Origin of the sequence: Glutamicibacter sp. 2E12, assembly GCF_050030965.1 — a bacterium.
Classification (GTDB): Bacteria; Actinomycetota; Actinomycetes; order Actinomycetales; family Micrococcaceae; genus Glutamicibacter.
Map to the genome: position 1 here is coordinate 238,509 of NZ_CP188297.1, position 15,581 is coordinate 254,089.

Sequence of the window (15,581 nt, forward strand, 5' to 3'; positions counted from 1 at the left end):
CCCGCAACACCATGGCTGAATACACCCTGCAGCAAGATCTCGACTTCGCCCTGGCTCTGGCCGGGAAGGTCGACGCCTTCACCCTGGCCCGCTACGGCGCCAACGACCTGGTGGTCGAATCCAAGCCGGACATGACCCCGGTCTCCGACGCCGACCGCGGCGCCGAGCAGCTGATCCTGGCCGAGCTGGCCGCCCACCGCCCCGATGATTCGGTGCTCGGCGAAGAATTCGGCGTGCACGGAACCGGCTCCCGGCGCTGGGTCATCGACCCGATCGACGGCACCAAGAACTTCGTGCGCCGCGTACCCGTCTGGGCCACGCTGATCGCGCTGGAGATCGACGGCGAACCGGTGCTGGGAGTCATCTCCGCCCCGGCCATGACCCGCCGCTGGCATGCCGCGAGCGGCCTGGGCGCGTACGTCACCGAACCGGGTGCCACCGCCGGTACCACCGCCACCCGCCAGATCAAGGTCTCCTCGGTGAGCGAGCTGTCTGACTCCTCGCTGGCCTACGCCTCGCTGAACGGCTGGAAGGAGGCCGGCAAGCTCGAGGGCTTCCTGGAACTGCTGGATACCGCGTGGCGCACCCGCGGCTACGGGGATTTCCTGTCCTACGCGCTGCTGGCCGAAGGCGCGGTCGATGCGGCCTTCGAACCCGAACTGGAGCTCTACGACATGGCCGCCCTGGTGCCGGTGGTACGCGAAGCCGGGGGCCGCTTCACCTCGGTGGCCGGAGAAGAGGGCTGCCATGGCGGCAACGCCCTGGCCACCAACGGCAAGCTGCACGAGGCGATCCTTCCCTACCTGAACCGCAGCTAGGCAGCGCGAGGACGATGGCAACTGCACGACGCGGGCCGGCCGGGCTGACCACCAGCGAAGAGGACTACCTCAAGGCGGTGTACCTGCTCACCGAATGGGAAGACACCGAAGTGGGCACCGGCGCGCTGGCCGACCAGCTGGGCTTGTCCCCTGCCTCGGCCACCGCCATGGTGCAGAAGCTCGCAGCCAAGCACCTGGTCCATCACGTGCCGCGCGGGGCCATTACGCTCAGCGGCACCGGCCGGCGCGAGGCCTTGCGCATGGTGCGCCGCCACCGCCTGCTGGAAACATTCCTGCGTGATGAGCTGGGCTACGGCTGGGATGAGGTGCATGACGAGGCCGAGGCGCTGGAGCACACCGTCACCGACCGCTTCATCAACGCCCTGGAAGCCCGGCTGGGCCACCCGCGCCACGATCCGCATGGCGACGCGATTCCCAGCGCGGAAGGGGAACTGCCGGTCTCCGGGGCCATCCGGCTTGACCGCTTCTCCGGTGCCCGGGCCGTCATCGACCGGATCAGCGATGAAGATCCCCAGTTCCTGCGTCGTGCCGCCGCCCAGGGGCTGGTTCCCGGGGCGGTCATCGAGCTGCCGCATCAGCTGGATTTCATTGAGGCTTCGCTGATCTGGGTGCGCAAAGCCTAGCTGATTGCCGGCTGTGCAAGAATTAAAAGCAGCGACGCGCTGCACGGTGCGCCCCACTGCCAAAGGGAGAGCCATTGGAGACACGACCGATCATCCTGGGCATCCCGGATCGCCTCGATCCCCACGTTCTGGACGCAGCCGCAGACCTCGCAGGCGCGCTCGGAGCGCGGTTGCTTTGCGTCCACGTGGATCCCACCCGCTATCCGCTCGAAGAGCTTCCCGATGGCACCATCCGCAGCGCACCGCTGGATCCCGAATCCGGGGACGAAGCAATTGAGCGCTTCCCGGCACGGCTTCTGCAGCAGCTCGAAGCCCAGCTCGGCGGATCGGGACTGGAATGGCAGGCGCATGCCGCGGCCGGTGGCCCCGGTCAGCAGCTGTCGCATCTTGCCCTGCAGCATGATGCGGCGCTGATTGTGCTCGGGGTTCGGGAGCGTTCCATGGCCAACACTATTGGGGAACTGCTCAACGGTTCGGTAGCGGTGCATCTGACCCATCGACAGCGCCATCCGGTGCTCCTCGTCCCGCCACGCCGCGCAGAACAGATTCGCAATTCATGACCCGTCCGCCAACACCCATGGCCCAGCGCCCCGCGCAGGGTTCCTTCCTCAACCCGCGTTTCCTGCTGCTGGTATTCCTTGGCGGCGCTGCCGGTACTGCCTGCCGGCAAGGCCTGGGCCTGCTGCTGCCAGATCCCGGCGGTTTCCCGATCGCGATTTTCCTAGCCAACATGCTGGGGGCGTTCCTGCTCGGCCTGCTGCTCGAGGCGCTTTCGCATCCCGGCCTCGACGAGGGCAAGCGTCACCGGCTGCGGCTGCTGCTGGGCACCGGTTTCCTGGGCGGCTTCACGACCTACAGCGCGCTGGCCACCGGCAGCATGCAGATGTTCGCATCCGGCGCAGCGCTCCATGCCCTGGGTTACGCACTGTTCACGGTGTTCTTCGGTGCATTGGCAACCTGGTGCGGAATCGCCGCCGGTGCTAGGCGCATGGCCCGGAAATCGGGAGGGCTTCACTAGTGCTCTCCCCCGGCTTATTTCTTATCGTTGCGCTCTGCGGCGGCCTTGGCGCCTGCCTGCGTTTCGTGGTCGATGCCCTGATCAAGCGGTGGCTTCCGGCCCCGCTGCCCTGGGGCACGATCCTGGTCAATCTCTCCGGCTCCTTCGCGCTGGGTGCGCTGACCGGGCTGATGGCCCAGCAGTTGTTGTCGGCGCAATGGCTTGCCGCCATAGGTTCAGGATTGCTCGGCGGCTACACGACGTTTTCGGCGGCCAGTTTCGAAACTGTCCGGCTGCTCCAGGCCGGCCGCCTCGCAGCCAGCCTGGCCAATGCATTGGGGACCCTCGCTGGAGCGGTGCTCGCGGCATTGCTCGGCTACCACGTCGCTGGGCTCTTCTAGCCGCAAACGTAAAATGCCAAGCCTTTCGGCTTGGCATTCCATCAGTTCTAGCGTGCTGCCCGGCGTCCCTTGGGAGCACCCGCTCGTGCCCGGCTCGGAACTTGCTTCGGTGGCTGCTTGGTTCGATCGTGCGGGACCACGTATCCGCCGGTGGCGATGACCAGAATGGCGCTGATGCCGGTCAACGCAAGCATTCCGATGGCCCAAATCTGCGATTGATCGTAGAAGGAATGGTCGACGCTCAGCCACAGCACGTAGGCTCCGATGAGGTAAATGATATGGACCAGGAGCAGACGGGTTCGCAGCCTCAACTTGATGACGGCTTTCGGCGAGAAGAAAATCGACCAGAGGATCAGCAGCGGGACAACTACTACAAGGATTGCTGGAATTGTCGGCCATGGGATGAAAGCGATAGCGGCTAGTGCCGCGGCGAAAAGCAATCCTACTTCCAAGAGGAAGGCAACTGCCGCATAGCTTGCTGAAAGGAAAGGCGATACCCGCTGGGAACTGTTTTTACCCATCGACTTCAATCTCACTCCGTTTCTGCACACGCTGTCGTTTCGAAAGCCTTGGACTTTCATTTCAAGTCTATGTGTAAATTCTCCATCCCGCGAACAGGCTCGCGATGTGACTGCGGACTCCGAAACAAACAAAAAGCTCCGGAGCCAGACCTATGGGCCTGGCTCCGGAGCTGGATATTGTGGAGATGGGGAGAATTGAACTCCCGTCCGATGTGGTGTTGCCAGGTCTTCTCCGGGCGCAGTTTGCTGCGGATTTTCTCTGCCCCAACCATCACGCAAACATGTGGTTGATCCGGGCACAGTTGCCTAAATGTGTATCCAGAAGCGGCAACATCCGCTGGATACATTGGCTATCTAAATGACGTTAGGAACAGGGGCGATAGCGTCCCCTGGCTAACGGACCGTCTGGCTGCTTAGGCAGCGAGAGCGAAGTCAGTGCGCTTTGATTCGGCACTTATTGGTTTGCAAAGGGCGTTTACGAGATAACTTTGCGTCCTCGGCCCGCTTCATCTGTCGCGACTCACACCGTCGAAACCGATCATCCCCGTATTTTGTTGTCAGTCCCGGTCTCCCGGGTACAACCACACCCTAGGGCGTGTCTACCAATCATAGCGCACTGCCCGGGTTTCCCCCAATGCGAAATGCGCCACAAGCTAGCCTTATGCGTTTCCGCGGTTGCGTTCGCGCATGGCACGCAACGCCTCGCGATTATCCTGCTTTTCCCTCAGGGTCTGGCGCTTGTCGTATTCGCGCTTACCGCGGGCAACGCCGATCTCCAGCTTCGCCCGACCGGATTTGAAGTACAAGCTCAGCGGGACGACGGTCAGGCCGGCTTCACTGATTTTGCGTTCGATCTTGAGCAGTTCCTGGCGGTGCAGCAAGAGCTTGCGGCGACGACGGGCCGCGTGATTGGTCCACGATCCATTGAGGTACTCGGGGATGTAGACGTTCTCGATGTACAGCTCGCCACGGTAGAACTGGCCGAAACCGTCAACCAGCGAGGCCTTGCCTTCGCGAAGCGACTTCACCTCAGTACCCGTGAGCACCATGCCAGCTTCGAAGGTGTCGAGTATTTCGAAATCGTGGCGCGCCTTGCGGTTGCTCGCGATTACTCGATCTTCTTGATTCTTCTTAGCCACGTTACTCCTTGCATGTCGCGGGCGGATTCCCGCGCACAGATTACAAGTCTAGCGCTAGAGAAGTCCCAAGGGGTTCACATGTGAACCATTGATGATCGTTTCGAAGTGCAGGTGGCAGCCGGTCGAATTGCCGGTGGTGCCAACGTAGCCTATAACCTGGCCCTGCTTCACATGCTGGCCGACGCTTACCGCGATGCGGGACATGTGGTGATAGTTGGTGGCCAGGGCCTTGCCCTTGATGACGCCGTGAGAAACGGTGACCTTGTTACCCGAGGATCCGCCCCAACCGGCCATCCACACTTCACCGGAGGCAGCAGCCGTGATTGGCGAGCCGCACTGGCCGCCGAATCCCCAGTCAATGCCTGCGTGGACATAGCCGCCACGGCCGCCATAGTCGATTGTTCCAGCTGGAGTCGGGCGCCACCCGAAGGTCGAGGTCAATCGGTTACTGGTAGTGGGCTTAACCAAACCCCAGCTGCTTGGCTCGGCATATGTCGGTGCCTTTGGCTCGGATTTGGGTGCTACATAGGCCTTCTTCTTGTAGGCCTTTTTCTCTGCGCGAGCTTCTGCTGCCTTGCGCTCCTGCTCAGCTTCGTAGGCCGCCTTTTCCTCGGCGATGCGCTTTCGCTCGGCTTCTGCTTCGCGGCGCGCTTTTTCTTCTGCCTTGCGCTTGCGTTCGGCAGCTTCCCTGATCAAGCGCTCCTGGCGTTCCTTGATCTGCTGGTTGACCGCGGCGTATTCCTTCTGCTGCGATTGCAGTTTCGCCTGGATACGCGGCTTCTGCGCTTCAAGTTCAGCACTGAGTTCTTCGGTGCTGGCAACCAGCGCATCCAGTTCGTTCTTGGCGTTCTGCGCAGCATCTCGCGCCGCCTGCTCCTGCGCCAAGGCTTCCTCAGCCTGGGCTTTCAGGGAGGAAATTTCCTTTTCAACAGCAACCAGGCGAAGCTTGTTGCTTTCATTGCTGGCTTGTTCCTGGGCCAGGTCATTGTATGCGGCATTCTGGGATTCCATGGCGCGGTTGGCCATGTCCAGGCCATCGGCCATCTTGGTCGCCGAATCCATGTTGAGGATCATGTCCAGCCCGCCAGAAACGCCGCCGCGCTTATAAGCCTCAGAAGCGATCTGCGCCATCGCATCTTGAGCGTCGGAAAGCTTAGCCGCGTTTTCCTCGATCTGCTTAGCCACTTCATCACGAGTCGCTTGCGCGCTGATTAAGCGGTTGTTGAGATCGGAAAGGGTGGCCTGTGCATTGGCTACGCGGCTTTGCGCGTCAGCCAATGCCTGCTGGGCTACAGGAACCTGTGCTTGCTGGTCACGCAATTTCCTGTCGGTTTCTTGAATGTCGGCATCCAAGAATTCCATGTCGTTCTCGAGGGTATCGATGTTCTTTTCGACTTGAGCTTTCTTGTCGTCCAGCTCATCGGCGGCTACCAGCCCTGCGGGCAGCGTGAGCGCGAGAGCCATTGCTCCACCGATGGAGGCGCGTAAGAATTTACGTCGCACTGCGTTCGACAGCATAAAGCTCCTTTTAGAAATTGCGTACTTCAGTTCAAGCCTAGATAACGTTTCAGCTAAACCTTCAGGTAACGCTTCAACGTTACCACTGATGAAATTGTGGCCAAAACGATACCAATAATCAAGAGTATCGGAGCAACTAGCCATATTTCGCTGGTGGAGATGAACGCTACACCGACGTTTTCATTGGCCAACTTATCCTCGACGAGGAACTTCAGCAGCAACCACAAGGTGCCAGAAGCCAGCAATCCACCAATCAGCGACGCGATGACTCCTTCGATAATGAACGGCAGCTGAATCGTTGCTTTCGATGCACCAACCAGTCGCATGATCGTTGTTTCGAGTCGCCGGTGCATGGCTGAGAGCTGGATAGTCGTACCGGTCAGCAGCACCGCGCAAACAATCATCACGATTGCAACGACAGCAGCGGCGGCGGATGCCACGCGCACCAACTGGAAGACCTTTTCAAGCAGTTCCCGTTGGTCAATGACCGAGTCAACGCCTTGTACCGTGGAGAACGCTTCGTTGATCACCGGATACTTCTCCGGATCTACCAGTGCGACGCGGAATGATTCGGGCAGCTGCTCAGCAGTGACCTGGTCAACCAATGCCGAGTTCTCGTATTGGTCGAGGAAGTTTTCGTATGCCTGGTCCTTCGACTCGTAGGCGAATTCCTTGATATACGGCGCAAGCTGCTCTGATTTGAGCATCTCTTCAATGCTCTGGCGCTGCTCTTCGGAAACCGCGCTACCAGCGCAGTTGGGCGAAGTGCTCGTGTCATCACAGAGGTACACCGCAACTTCCATGCGGTCGTACCAGTAGCCCTTCATCTGGTTGATCTGGAGCTGCAGTAATACCGAGGCACCGACGAAGGTCAACGATACGAAAGTCACCAGCACCACAGAGACGACCATGACGACATTCTGCCGCAGACCCTTCGCCGCTTCGCGGAGAATAAATCCTAGTCTCACTGGTCCTCGTCTTTCTTGTCCTCAGCAACCTGTGACTCTTCGTCGTACTCCACGGCGGAATCGCCGACGAGCAGTTCGCGCGAACCGTCCTGGTTCACCACGGTGGTCATCGGGGCGTACTGTCCATCAATTTCATCGCGGATGACCTGCCCGCGACTCAGTTCAATAACGCGGTGGCGGTATTCGCTCACCAGTTCATGTGCGTGCGTAGCCATCAGGACAGTCGTACCGTTCTGGTTAATGCGGTTGAGCACGTTCATGACTTCGATGCTGTTCTTGCGGTCGAGGTTACCCGTAGGCTCATCGGCAAGCAGGATCGAGGGCCTGTTCACAATGGCGCGGGCAATGCCGACGCGTTGCTGCTCGCCACCGGAAAGTTCAGTTGGCTTGCGACGCGCCTTATCTTCAAGGCCGACCATTTTAAGTGCATCTGGCACACGCTCGCGGATCTGGGCCCGTGAAGCTCCAATGACCTCCATGGCGAACGCGACGTTGTCGAAGACCGTGCGCTCGCGCAGCAGGCGGAAGTCCTGGAAAACGAAACCGATGTCACGGCGCAGCTTAGGCACACGGCGGCTCGGAATGCGGTTGAGGTTCTGTCCCGCCACGTAGACGGATCCGTCGGTGGAGCGCTTTTCGCGCAGCACCAAGCTGAGGAAGGTCGACTTACCCGAACCGGATTCGCCAACCAAGAAGGCGAACTCGCCACGGTCTATCTCGATGTTTATATCGTCCAAAGCTGCATTCTGCTGCTTTGGCTCGTAAACCATCGAGACGTTTTCGAATTTAATCATGTCTTCAATCACTAGTCTTCGTCGGGGCGCGACCCACGAATACCAATCTCGAGATCAAACGTCTTTTGGTGCGCCAGTCTTCCAAACACTATCGGTGCCAGGTAGCTAACCAGCCGAAATATAAGGTGTGTTGCGAGATTCATGCCGTACATACAGCTAACGCAGAATGCCCAGCTTAGGCATGACTAGCTGGAATTAGCGAAACGGAGTTCGTAACGGTGATGATACTTACACCCTCTGTGGCAAAAGCGTTTAGACCAGCTGGAATTCGCGATTTCGCTTACTTACTAGGGCGACGCTGTCCTGCACGCCAGCGGATGCCTGCATCAATGAAATCGTCAATTTCACCATCAAGTACTGCCTGGGTATTGCCGACTTCATGTTCGGTACGCAGGTCCTTGACCATTTGGTACGGATTAAGCACATAGGATCGCATCTGATCGCCCCAAGATGCCTTCACATCTCCGGCGAATTCCTTCTTCTGGGCGTCTTCTTGTTCCTTCTTCAGAAGCAGCAACCGCGATTGCAGAACTCGAAGTGCGGCAGCACGGTTCTGGATCTGCGACTTTTCGTTCTGCATCGAGACGACAACTCCGGTAGGAATATGCGTCATGCGTACTGCAGAGTCGGTGGTGTTAACGCTCTGTCCGCCAGGGCCAGAGGAACGGAAGACGTCCACGCGGATTTCAGATTCAGGGATTTCGATGGTGTCAGTCTGCTCAATCAGCGGCACGACCTCCACTGCGGCAAACGACGTCTGGCGACGTCCCTGATTATCGAATGGTGAAATACGAACCAGACGGTGCGTGCCGGCTTCTACCGAGAGTGTGCCGAAGGCATACGGTGCGTCGATTTCGAAGGTTGCCGATTTAAGGCCGGCCTCCTCGGCATACGAGGTATCCATAACGGTGGCCTTGTAACCACGGCGTTCAGCCCAGCGCAGGTACATGCGCAAAAGCATCTCTGCGAAATCGGCGGCATCAACGCCGCCGGCACCGGAGCGAATCGTGACAACCGCTCCGCGAGCATCGAATTCACCGTTGAGAAGGGTAACAATTTCGAGTTCGGCAAGGGACTTCTGGACGCTGACGAGCTCTCTATCCGCTTCGTGCAACGTATCATCGTCGTCTTCAAGTTCAGCAAGCTCAACCAAGACTTCCAAATCGTCGATGCGGGTCTTCAGCCGGGTCAGCCGTTCCAGCTCAGACTGGCGATGCGATAGCTTGCTGGTAACGATCTGCGCGGCGGCCGGATCATCCCAGAGGTTCGGAACGCCAGCTTCCTCCGAGAGGACTGCGATGTCAGCTTTGATCTGCTCGACATCGCTCACGTCTTCAATTGCGGAGAATGTAGAACGCAGTGAGCGGATTTCAGCGGAGAAGTCAGTTTTTGCCATGGTCCTCTAAGACTACGTCATTTAGCCATTGATCAATGAGTCCGGTGCTATCGCCGAAAAGAAGTTCCAATCGAGGTTTTCACTGAAAATCGCGCTGTGGAACCCCTAGCCAACTTGCAAGGCTTGCATCCACGGGTCGATCGGGAATCCGGCCAGTCAGTTCTCGAACAGTATTTCTGAACTGGGATTTGGAGGTGGGGTCCGCAAGCTTCCAAAGAAGCCCGAACTACCGCAAAAATGATGGATCCGGTTGCGCTGGATCCATCCTTCTTGGATTCCGCTCCTGGGGCATGCAGCAGCGTTGCTCGCTGACACGTTCTTTCTCTTGCTTCCCCGTACTTGTGCATTTCCCGCTTCCCTGGAACATCCATGCTGCTCTGCGCGGAGGTGTTCACCTGCTCAGTACAGTTCTTGCTGATGAATCTACAGATATTGGTACTCCGTCTGGAACGATCCACCCCACTATCGGCGGTTGCACCGAGCCCTGCAGCACGAGATTCGCGCCTTGCCCATCAGGCGTGATCTGCACCCGGCCAATGCGTAAATTGTCGACGCGGCCGGCCGCACCCACATCCGAAAGGTACTGTTGCACGGCTTGTTGCACGCGCTGCTGGTCCAACTGAATCCTCGGGTCGCCATTGTCCGCAACAAATTCGAATTCATCCACGGCAGCCACGACCGCCCCGTCGGCAATTGACAACAGCTGACGCGCTTTGAGGTTGACTGCGCTGACTGCTAGCACCACTGAAATTGTCAGCAAAGTGATGGCGCACAAGCCGATTGCCAGCACTAAGGATTGTCCATCCTCGTCCCGTGGATTCAGGGCAGCGCGTTTTGTCCTAGCCAAAGCGATCAGTCCTTTGCGAGGCTGAAGAATCCACGGTGAAAGCAGATACCTCTGCCCAGTCGGAAACGAAAGGAAGGGGAACATCCAACGCTACCGTCACAGTGACGACACTGCCCGGACTCAAGCATTCCTTGTCGCAACTAATCGATGTGCGAGCGTCGGCATATCCAAAGTTGTTCATGGTTCTTCGTACGACTGCGTGCGCATCTGACCTTGCCTGGGCGGGGTTATCGGCGGCGGCGAAAACCTTCGCTGCATGATCAGCAGCTCCAACCACGGCATAGCTACCGCCTTGCAGCTGTCCGACGGCCAGAATCAGGTACACCATGGGAATCAGCAAGACAGTTGAAGCAAAAATAAACTCCACTATCGCGCTGCCGCGATCTTCGGCCCGGATTCTCTTGTGCATCGCGGCAGCGAGATACTTGGCTCTACCCATAACGCACAGCTTCTCCCTGAACCTGCAAATCCCACCCGTTGGGCAAGAACCCGATTAAGGGCACCCTCGTGTTAACCGATACGGTTACCAACTGGCTATCACCAACGCGGGTTGTGCTCACAGCAATGTCACGGGCAAATCCGCCATGCAAGCTTTCGGTGATCAACATCCGAGTTCTGCTTCGAGCGTCGGATACTGACCGATTGGCCAAAGCACCGTAATGGGCGCCGTTCGATGCTGCGTCAATCAGGGTGTTGCGCACATGCAGTACCAACGCGAGTTGGATGAGCGTCATTGCGATGACCACAAGCAACGTTGTGACCATGACAAATTCGGCTACAGCAGACCCGTTCTCGCAATCTACAAGTTCCGCAGATTCCGAATTTCCAGGAGACCCCGCACTCGACCACATGCGCGGTTATCCCAATCCGGAAACTCGATCGATCGCTTGGTTGAACAGGTCCTGCAGCCTAGGCCCTGCAATGGCCAGCAAGGCGGCAACCAGCAACGCGGACATGAGTGTAATCATGACCCATCCGGGCACGTCGCCTCTGCTATCCCTGAGTTTCGGGGAAACCTTACGAAAGAGTAGTTCACCGGTTGCAGTGATTTGCAATACCAGTTTGAGCATCATTTCTTGTATGTGATTCATGACGGCCCTTCTAACTTGCTAAAGGATTTCAAAGTGGGAGATTCAAGCTTTTCTATGCTCCGATCAATAACTCATCTCCAATAACGCCAGACCGGGGAATACGGCGAAAACGATCGTGAGAGGAAGAATTCCGAACACGACCGGTACCAGCATGGAAATCTCGCGTTTTCCTGCAACTTCCATAAGTTCTCGTTTGGACGCATCGCGGACATCTTGTGCTTGGTCTCTGAGCACTTGAGCCAATGGTGTGCCTCGCTCTGTTGCAACAACGATTGCATCGACAAATCGCGTCATGGCTCCAACTTGCATCCGGTCGGACATATTCTGCATCGCTTGGACCATCGGTGTGCCTGCGTGAATGTCGTTCAAAGTCTTGGTGAATTCGTCACCGATCACCCCGTGGCAGATTCGTGAAATTCTTTCGATGGCCCCGGTGGTTGATTCGCCTGCGCCGACAGTTAGCGCCAGCACTTCGGCCACGGTTGGAAACTGAGTCAATATTTTCCTGGCCCGCCGATGGATCTGTTCGCCAAGCCACCAACCACGCAATGCATAGCCAACAATCCCGAAACCAATAACGACTAGCACCGATAGGATCAAAGAGACATGATACTGAACGGCGGCAAAGGCCATGAGCGCAGATCCTGCTACTAGGCCTGCCAGAGCATAAACAATTTCTTGAGACCGGTAGTCAATTACGCTCATGTCCAATCCGGCAGCGTTCAGACGCTTCCGAAGAGTACTTGCCGAAGGACTGTGTAGGCTAGCCAGCTTCTTGATTTGCAGCAACATGGGGGCAGCGAGTTGGCCTAAAGCCGAGTGCCCGGAGTCAGAGTGCCATGAGTCTTCCAGCATGCGTGAGCTTCGAACGCCAACGCGAACATGGGGCGCAATACGATCAGCGAAGGCCATTCTTCGCCAGCCCGGCAGGTTCACAAAGACCAGCCAAAGGCCTATGCCAAGTCCCAAACCGCAAAGCGCCGCCCACGGTGTATAGCTGTTCATGCCAGGACTCGTTCTTCTACTGGCAAGGTGCCCAGCCGGAGCATGATTCGATAGCAAACGAGGGAAACCAGCATGCCCAGGCATAGCACTATCACTCCCCCGAACGTCATATATGCATCCTTCGCAGCTTCCTGGGTGCCCAAGACCAACAGCAAGATCCATGGCGCGGCGACTGCCAAACGCGCTGCCGAGACAATCCATGATTGGCGGGCAGCGAGTTCCCCTCGTGTTCTCACGTCATCTCGCAAGAATGCCGACAAAGTTGTGAGCGTATGCCCCAAGTCGGTGCCCCCGACTTCACGCGTAATCCGCAATGTCGTGAGAATCTTGTCGGCTACCGGGTCTGCCAAGCGTTCGCCCAGCTGGTCCAGCGCCACGGAGAAGTTCGCTGTGGCTCGATAGTCCAATGCGAAATCCCGAAATAGCGGACGCAATACCTGCGGGCCGACGACAGCCAATTGGCTCAATGCTTCGGGAAGAGATAGGCCCGCCCGGATGGCACTTCGCAAGTGATCAACCACCTCTGGCCATTGTTCTTGCAATGCTGTGCGGCGCTTGGTGGCTTGATGGCGCAGGTAGACCCATGGTGCGAATGAACCGAAGATGCTAAACACCAAGGCGAAGAGCCACGAAGCGGTGAGTCCCAACGTCACCAACGCGGAAGTCAGCCCGCAGACCAGGCAAATCACGATGAATTTTGCCGGAGCCAGATTGCTCATTCCTGCATGCAAAAGAGCATTCTTGATGGCCGAGCTACGTTTGGACGATTTTGCCCACGGGGCGAAGAGCAACCAGTCAACCATGAGGGCAATGCCTAGCCCGCCAAGGAGAGCAAAGAAAGCAACCACCGCTACACCGCCATCAATTCGGCAATATTGATTCCAGCGACATCAAACTTTTCATGGGACCAATCGGCTCCCCGAGCCGGCAGCAGGCGATCGGCTTGCCGCTCGAATAGCGTCGAGGACTCAATTTGCCCTTCCTCCACGCGGTTGCGCACGCTGAGAATCTCGTTGACATAGCGATGGCCCTGTGGACTCCGCACGCAATGAACCACAAGGTCAATGCATGCAGCCACGGTCTTGATGGTGAAGTCGCTGGTGATATTTGGTCCTGCAAGCAACGGCAAAGTGCAAATTTTTGTGATAGCGTCGCGGGCAGAATTCGCATGCAAGGTACATAGCCCCGCGATTCCCGAGTTCAGGGCAATGAGCATATCCAAGGACTCTGCTTCGCGGACCTCGCCGATAATGATCCGTTCCGGGCGCATGCGCAAGGCCTCCTTGACCAGCCGGCGCATCGTGATTTCACCGGTGCCTTCAAGATTGGCGAGGCGAGTTTGCATGGCAACGACATCTCTTAGTGAAAGATTCAGCTCAAAGATTTCCTCGATGGTGATAATGCGTTCCCTGGGGCCGATCGCTGATGCCAGACAGTTGAGCATTGTCGTTTTGCCGGCTTGTGTAGGGCCAGTAACGATGACATTCAGACCGGCACTGATCGCCGTAGAAAGGAACCTCGCTGCTTGTTCGCTCAAGGCTCCCAGCTCAACTAGATCTTCAAGTTTTCCCGCGCGAGCAATGAACTTACGAATGTTGATGGCCCAATGCTCATGGGTGATGTCTGGAATCACGACGTGAAGACGAGACCCATCAGGCAATTGGCAGTCGACGAATGGCTGGGAAAGGTCCAGACGCCTGCCCGACGTTTTGAGCATGCGTTCTACTAGAGCCGCGATTTCTGCCGATTCCATGCATATGTGGGTCAGTTCGCTTTGGCCACCTCTGGCGCAAAATACTTGATGTGGTGAAAAAAACTTATATAGGTTTCCTTGTGTCACATAAAAGGCCCCGGCGGTGCTGCAAACACCCCGGGGAACGGTAACCGAGGAATAAGGCTCGATCACATGACCAACTTTAACAGCTGCCCCGACAAGATGGAAAGCAGCCCCGCCGAATACGGCATTACCGCGCTACGCGCCACCTTCCAGCCCATCCCGGGCATTGCCACAAACACCAAGCCGGCCAGCCTGCCGCAGCACACGCGGGTATCCGTAGCCAGTATCCCCGGGATTCAGGCCGTCAACCTTTATGCGTGGGTCGACGCGGATCAAGCCAGCCCCGCCGATTACGTCCGCGAATACGCGCCGGCGTTCGAGTACATTCTTGGGGGCGGATCCAATGCATAACCGCGCTTACTACGCCACTCGCGCCGCCGTCCGCCTCACCCTAGGCACAATCGGAACCGCCGCAGTCATCATTGGGCTGCATATGCCGGTCGCGCTCCTGCTGCCGGCCATGACCTAGCAGGCCCGGCACTTCCCCACACTCGGGGGAGCTGCCGAATAGTGGTCACGGCGTCGGGCAATTGCAAGCCCTCCTAGGCAGTCTGTCTCCGTGGCCCGCTATTGGGTATCTCCCAGCGCGTTCCTGCTGACCTAGCGCATAACCAGAGTCGGCGCGGTGAATATATCAACGTTAAGTCCCGTACCGCCGGGGCACCGATGCCAATGGCCAACGGCACCGGTTCCACCTTCGCTCGCTCTCATTTGGAGGGCGGGCCATCGGTGCTACTCCAAATGATGGTTGACGGGGTTTGGGGCGAACGTGGAGCTATGGGGAGAGGGTCAGACAGCAACCCGCGCCCCTTGGGGCTCCGCTAGGCCCGCAGGGCCCCAATAACTAGACACCACACACCCGGGGAAACTCGGGGCATTGGCCACCAAATGAAACACCAACGAGAGGAACCAACAATGAGCACCACGACCACCACGCAGACCACCACCGCGGCCGAGTCCTTCACCGTGGGATTATCCACCACCGAGGATGAAACGATCCTCACCGTTTCGGCGGACATGCTCACCCCGGACGAAGCGGACGAACTTATCGAAGCACTGCAGGCGGCTGTGTCTCAGGCTCGCAGCATGTAGCAGCGGCCCCCGGGCTGGACTCGGGGCAGGTGCGACGAAGGCCCCGGCGGATATTTTCGCCGGGGCCTTCAGTCTGTCTAATCGTCCATCATGTTCAGCATGGCCACCACGCCGCCGAGAGTGTGGGCCAGCTCGTCAATTTTTCTTTCAAGCCGGGCCAGCGTCTCCGCGATGGACTCGGGGTCGGCCTCGTTTCCGTTCTCGTTCATCCTGCATCCTTTACGCTATGCACGGCCCGCAGGTGTGCGAGCTTGCTGCCCTTCTGGCTCTTCTCTTTCTCCCGGCCCAGTGCCCGTTGTAGGTCCTTCAGCGCGGACAGGTACGCCGCAGACAGTCGAGTACTTGGACCCTCGTCGTTGTCGGCGGCCTCGTTGTCCATTTGATCCGCAAGCATCCGGCACAAGGCCAGCAGGGCCGCGTCCTCATCCAGCTTCAGCACGCCGCGACGAACGCCGGCCGAGATAGTCCGCTCGAGCGCGTCTCGCTGCAATTCGTCCATCGTGAAACCGTCCT

General features: G+C 58.2%; 22 protein-coding genes and 1 other RNA gene. 7 read left to right on the forward strand and 16 right to left on the reverse strand.

Annotated elements, in window-relative coordinates:
- Nucleotides 1-11 precede the first annotated feature (11 nt).
- The 5 genes from ACP3TE_RS01045 to crcB all read left to right on the forward strand — a co-directional run bounded on the left by ACP3TE_RS01045 (nucleotide 12) and on the right by crcB (nucleotide 2,860).
- On the forward strand, nucleotides 12-818 hold the full coding sequence (locus ACP3TE_RS01045; RefSeq protein ID WP_105658376.1) for an inositol monophosphatase family protein: 807 nt from the start codon (nucleotides 12-14) through the stop codon (nucleotides 816-818).
- Between the two features lie 14 nt (nucleotides 819-832).
- Nucleotides 833-1,462, forward strand: coding sequence for a metal-dependent transcriptional regulator (locus tag ACP3TE_RS01050; RefSeq protein WP_105658375.1), 630 nt, complete (start codon nucleotides 833-835; stop codon nucleotides 1,460-1,462).
- Between the two features lie 74 nt (nucleotides 1,463-1,536).
- Nucleotides 1,537-2,022 (forward strand): universal stress protein, encoded by a 486-nt coding sequence (locus ACP3TE_RS01055; protein WP_166650813.1) that lies wholly within the window; start codon nucleotides 1,537-1,539, stop codon nucleotides 2,020-2,022.
- Nucleotides 2,019-2,480, forward strand: a complete 462-nt coding sequence (locus ACP3TE_RS01060; protein ID WP_105658373.1) for a CrcB family protein — start codon at nucleotides 2,019-2,021, stop codon at nucleotides 2,478-2,480. Before ACP3TE_RS01055 ends, ACP3TE_RS01060 begins: the two co-directional genes overlap by 4 nt.
- Nucleotides 2,480-2,860 (forward strand): fluoride efflux transporter CrcB, encoded by a 381-nt coding sequence (crcB, locus tag ACP3TE_RS01065; protein ID WP_105658372.1) that lies wholly within the window; start codon nucleotides 2,480-2,482, stop codon nucleotides 2,858-2,860. The genes ACP3TE_RS01060 and crcB overlap by 1 nt, the downstream gene beginning before the upstream one ends.
- A gap of 47 nt (nucleotides 2,861-2,907) precedes the next feature.
- Here the strand turns inward: crcB and ACP3TE_RS01070 are convergent, their stop codons facing one another.
- The 14 genes from ACP3TE_RS01070 to ACP3TE_RS01135 all read right to left on the reverse strand — a co-directional run bounded on the left by ACP3TE_RS01070 (nucleotide 2,908) and on the right by ACP3TE_RS01135 (nucleotide 13,892).
- Nucleotides 2,908-3,381 (reverse strand): DUF2568 domain-containing protein, encoded by a 474-nt coding sequence (locus ACP3TE_RS01070; protein WP_166650814.1) that lies wholly within the window; start codon nucleotides 3,379-3,381, stop codon nucleotides 2,908-2,910.
- Nucleotides 3,382-3,558: 177 nt separating this feature from the next.
- Nucleotides 3,559-3,927: a transfer-messenger RNA gene (gene ssrA, locus ACP3TE_RS01075) on the reverse strand.
- Between the two features lie 113 nt (nucleotides 3,928-4,040).
- Complete coding sequence (gene smpB / locus ACP3TE_RS01080; protein WP_105658370.1) at nucleotides 4,041-4,520, reverse strand: SsrA-binding protein SmpB; 480 nt, start codon at nucleotides 4,518-4,520, stop codon at nucleotides 4,041-4,043.
- A 54-nt stretch (nucleotides 4,521-4,574) separates the two neighbouring features.
- The gene (locus ACP3TE_RS01085; RefSeq protein ID WP_105658369.1) at nucleotides 4,575-6,038 is read right to left on the reverse strand and encodes a M23 family metallopeptidase; all 1,464 of its coding nucleotides are present in this window, start codon (nucleotides 6,036-6,038) and stop codon (nucleotides 4,575-4,577) included.
- Between the two features lie 53 nt (nucleotides 6,039-6,091).
- Nucleotides 6,092-7,006 (reverse strand): permease-like cell division protein FtsX, encoded by a 915-nt coding sequence (gene ftsX / locus ACP3TE_RS01090; RefSeq protein WP_105658368.1) that lies wholly within the window; start codon nucleotides 7,004-7,006, stop codon nucleotides 6,092-6,094.
- Nucleotides 7,003-7,800, reverse strand: coding sequence for a cell division ATP-binding protein FtsE (gene ftsE / locus ACP3TE_RS01095; RefSeq protein ID WP_105658367.1), 798 nt, complete (start codon nucleotides 7,798-7,800; stop codon nucleotides 7,003-7,005). Before ftsE ends, ftsX begins: the two co-directional genes overlap by 4 nt.
- 280 nt (nucleotides 7,801-8,080) lie before the next feature.
- On the reverse strand, nucleotides 8,081-9,196 hold the full coding sequence (gene prfB, locus ACP3TE_RS01100; protein WP_105658366.1) for a peptide chain release factor 2: 1,116 nt from the start codon (nucleotides 9,194-9,196) through the stop codon (nucleotides 8,081-8,083).
- A gap of 391 nt (nucleotides 9,197-9,587) precedes the next feature.
- Nucleotides 9,588-9,986 carry a hypothetical protein gene (locus tag ACP3TE_RS01105; protein WP_332487271.1) on the reverse strand — a complete coding sequence of 133 codons (399 nt, stop codon included), beginning with the start codon at nucleotides 9,984-9,986 and terminating at the stop codon, nucleotides 9,588-9,590.
- Between the two features lie 49 nt (nucleotides 9,987-10,035).
- Nucleotides 10,036-10,482 (reverse strand): hypothetical protein, encoded by a 447-nt coding sequence (locus ACP3TE_RS01110; protein WP_105658364.1) that lies wholly within the window; start codon nucleotides 10,480-10,482, stop codon nucleotides 10,036-10,038.
- A complete protein-coding gene (locus ACP3TE_RS01115) occupies nucleotides 10,475-10,894 on the reverse strand; it encodes a TadE family protein (protein WP_105658363.1) in 420 nt (139 codons plus the stop codon). Before ACP3TE_RS01115 ends, ACP3TE_RS01110 begins: the two co-directional genes overlap by 8 nt.
- 6 nt (nucleotides 10,895-10,900) lie before the next feature.
- Nucleotides 10,901-11,116 carry a hypothetical protein gene (locus tag ACP3TE_RS01120; RefSeq protein ID WP_286134310.1) on the reverse strand — a complete coding sequence of 72 codons (216 nt, stop codon included), beginning with the start codon at nucleotides 11,114-11,116 and terminating at the stop codon, nucleotides 10,901-10,903.
- Between the two features lie 81 nt (nucleotides 11,117-11,197).
- Entirely contained in the window at nucleotides 11,198-12,139 is a 942-nt protein-coding gene (locus ACP3TE_RS01125) for a type II secretion system F family protein (protein WP_105662566.1), read from the reverse strand.
- Nucleotides 12,136-12,987, reverse strand: a complete 852-nt coding sequence (locus tag ACP3TE_RS01130; RefSeq protein WP_426734903.1) for a type II secretion system F family protein — start codon at nucleotides 12,985-12,987, stop codon at nucleotides 12,136-12,138. The genes ACP3TE_RS01125 and ACP3TE_RS01130 overlap by 4 nt, the downstream gene beginning before the upstream one ends.
- A gap of 2 nt (nucleotides 12,988-12,989) precedes the next feature.
- On the reverse strand, nucleotides 12,990-13,892 hold the full coding sequence (locus ACP3TE_RS01135) for a CpaF family protein (protein ID WP_426734905.1): 903 nt from the start codon (nucleotides 13,890-13,892) through the stop codon (nucleotides 12,990-12,992).
- Between the two features lie 153 nt (nucleotides 13,893-14,045).
- Between ACP3TE_RS01135 and ACP3TE_RS01140 the strand changes: the two genes are divergently transcribed.
- On the forward strand, nucleotides 14,046-14,327 hold the full coding sequence (locus ACP3TE_RS01140; protein ID WP_426734907.1) for a hypothetical protein: 282 nt from the start codon (nucleotides 14,046-14,048) through the stop codon (nucleotides 14,325-14,327).
- A 564-nt stretch (nucleotides 14,328-14,891) separates the two neighbouring features.
- Nucleotides 14,892-15,068 carry a hypothetical protein gene (locus tag ACP3TE_RS01145; RefSeq protein ID WP_426734909.1) on the forward strand — a complete coding sequence of 59 codons (177 nt, stop codon included), beginning with the start codon at nucleotides 14,892-14,894 and terminating at the stop codon, nucleotides 15,066-15,068.
- A gap of 77 nt (nucleotides 15,069-15,145) precedes the next feature.
- On the opposite strand, the gene ACP3TE_RS01150 is transcribed toward ACP3TE_RS01145, so the two are convergent.
- The gene (locus ACP3TE_RS01150) at nucleotides 15,146-15,277 is read right to left on the reverse strand and encodes a hypothetical protein (RefSeq protein WP_426734911.1); all 132 of its coding nucleotides are present in this window, start codon (nucleotides 15,275-15,277) and stop codon (nucleotides 15,146-15,148) included.
- Nucleotides 15,274-15,567 (reverse strand): hypothetical protein, encoded by a 294-nt coding sequence (locus tag ACP3TE_RS01155; RefSeq protein WP_426734912.1) that lies wholly within the window; start codon nucleotides 15,565-15,567, stop codon nucleotides 15,274-15,276. The genes ACP3TE_RS01150 and ACP3TE_RS01155 overlap by 4 nt, the downstream gene beginning before the upstream one ends.
- Nucleotides 15,568-15,581: the final 14 nt, after the last annotated feature.

Bases quoted from the DNA above. Each gene is read 5' to 3' on its own strand.
- ACP3TE_RS01045 (WP_105658376.1), top strand. From the start codon at position 12: ATGGCTGAATACACCCTGCAGCAAGATCTCGACTTCGCCCTGGCTCTG.
- ACP3TE_RS01050 (WP_105658375.1), top strand. From the start codon at position 833: ATGGCAACTGCACGACGCGGGCCGGCCGGGCTGACCACCAGCGAAGAG.
- ACP3TE_RS01060 (WP_105658373.1), top strand. From the start codon at position 2,019: ATGACCCGTCCGCCAACACCCATGGCCCAGCGCCCCGCGCAGGGTTCC.
- ACP3TE_RS01070 (WP_166650814.1), bottom strand. From the start codon at position 3,381: ATGGGTAAAAACAGTTCCCAGCGGGTATCGCCTTTCCTTTCAGCAAGC.
- ACP3TE_RS01085 (WP_105658369.1), bottom strand. From the start codon at position 6,038: ATGCTGTCGAACGCAGTGCGACGTAAATTCTTACGCGCCTCCATCGGT.
- ftsE (WP_105658367.1), bottom strand. From the start codon at position 7,800: ATGATTAAATTCGAAAACGTCTCGATGGTTTACGAGCCAAAGCAGCAG.
- prfB (WP_105658366.1), bottom strand. From the start codon at position 9,196: ATGGCAAAAACTGACTTCTCCGCTGAAATCCGCTCACTGCGTTCTACA.
- ACP3TE_RS01110 (WP_105658364.1), bottom strand. From the start codon at position 10,482: ATGGGTAGAGCCAAGTATCTCGCTGCCGCGATGCACAAGAGAATCCGG.
- ACP3TE_RS01115 (WP_105658363.1), bottom strand. From the start codon at position 10,894: ATGTGGTCGAGTGCGGGGTCTCCTGGAAATTCGGAATCTGCGGAACTT.
- ACP3TE_RS01120 (WP_286134310.1), bottom strand. From the start codon at position 11,116: ATGATGCTCAAACTGGTATTGCAAATCACTGCAACCGGTGAACTACTC.
- ACP3TE_RS01125 (WP_105662566.1), bottom strand. From the start codon at position 12,139: ATGAACAGCTATACACCGTGGGCGGCGCTTTGCGGTTTGGGACTTGGC.
- ACP3TE_RS01135 (WP_426734905.1), bottom strand. From the start codon at position 13,892: ATGGAATCGGCAGAAATCGCGGCTCTAGTAGAACGCATGCTCAAAACG.
- ACP3TE_RS01140 (WP_426734907.1), top strand. From the start codon at position 14,046: ATGACCAACTTTAACAGCTGCCCCGACAAGATGGAAAGCAGCCCCGCC.
- ACP3TE_RS01145 (WP_426734909.1), top strand. From the start codon at position 14,892: ATGAGCACCACGACCACCACGCAGACCACCACCGCGGCCGAGTCCTTC.
- ACP3TE_RS01150 (WP_426734911.1), bottom strand. From the start codon at position 15,277: ATGAACGAGAACGGAAACGAGGCCGACCCCGAGTCCATCGCGGAGACG.
- ACP3TE_RS01155 (WP_426734912.1), bottom strand. From the start codon at position 15,567: ATGGACGAATTGCAGCGAGACGCGCTCGAGCGGACTATCTCGGCCGGC.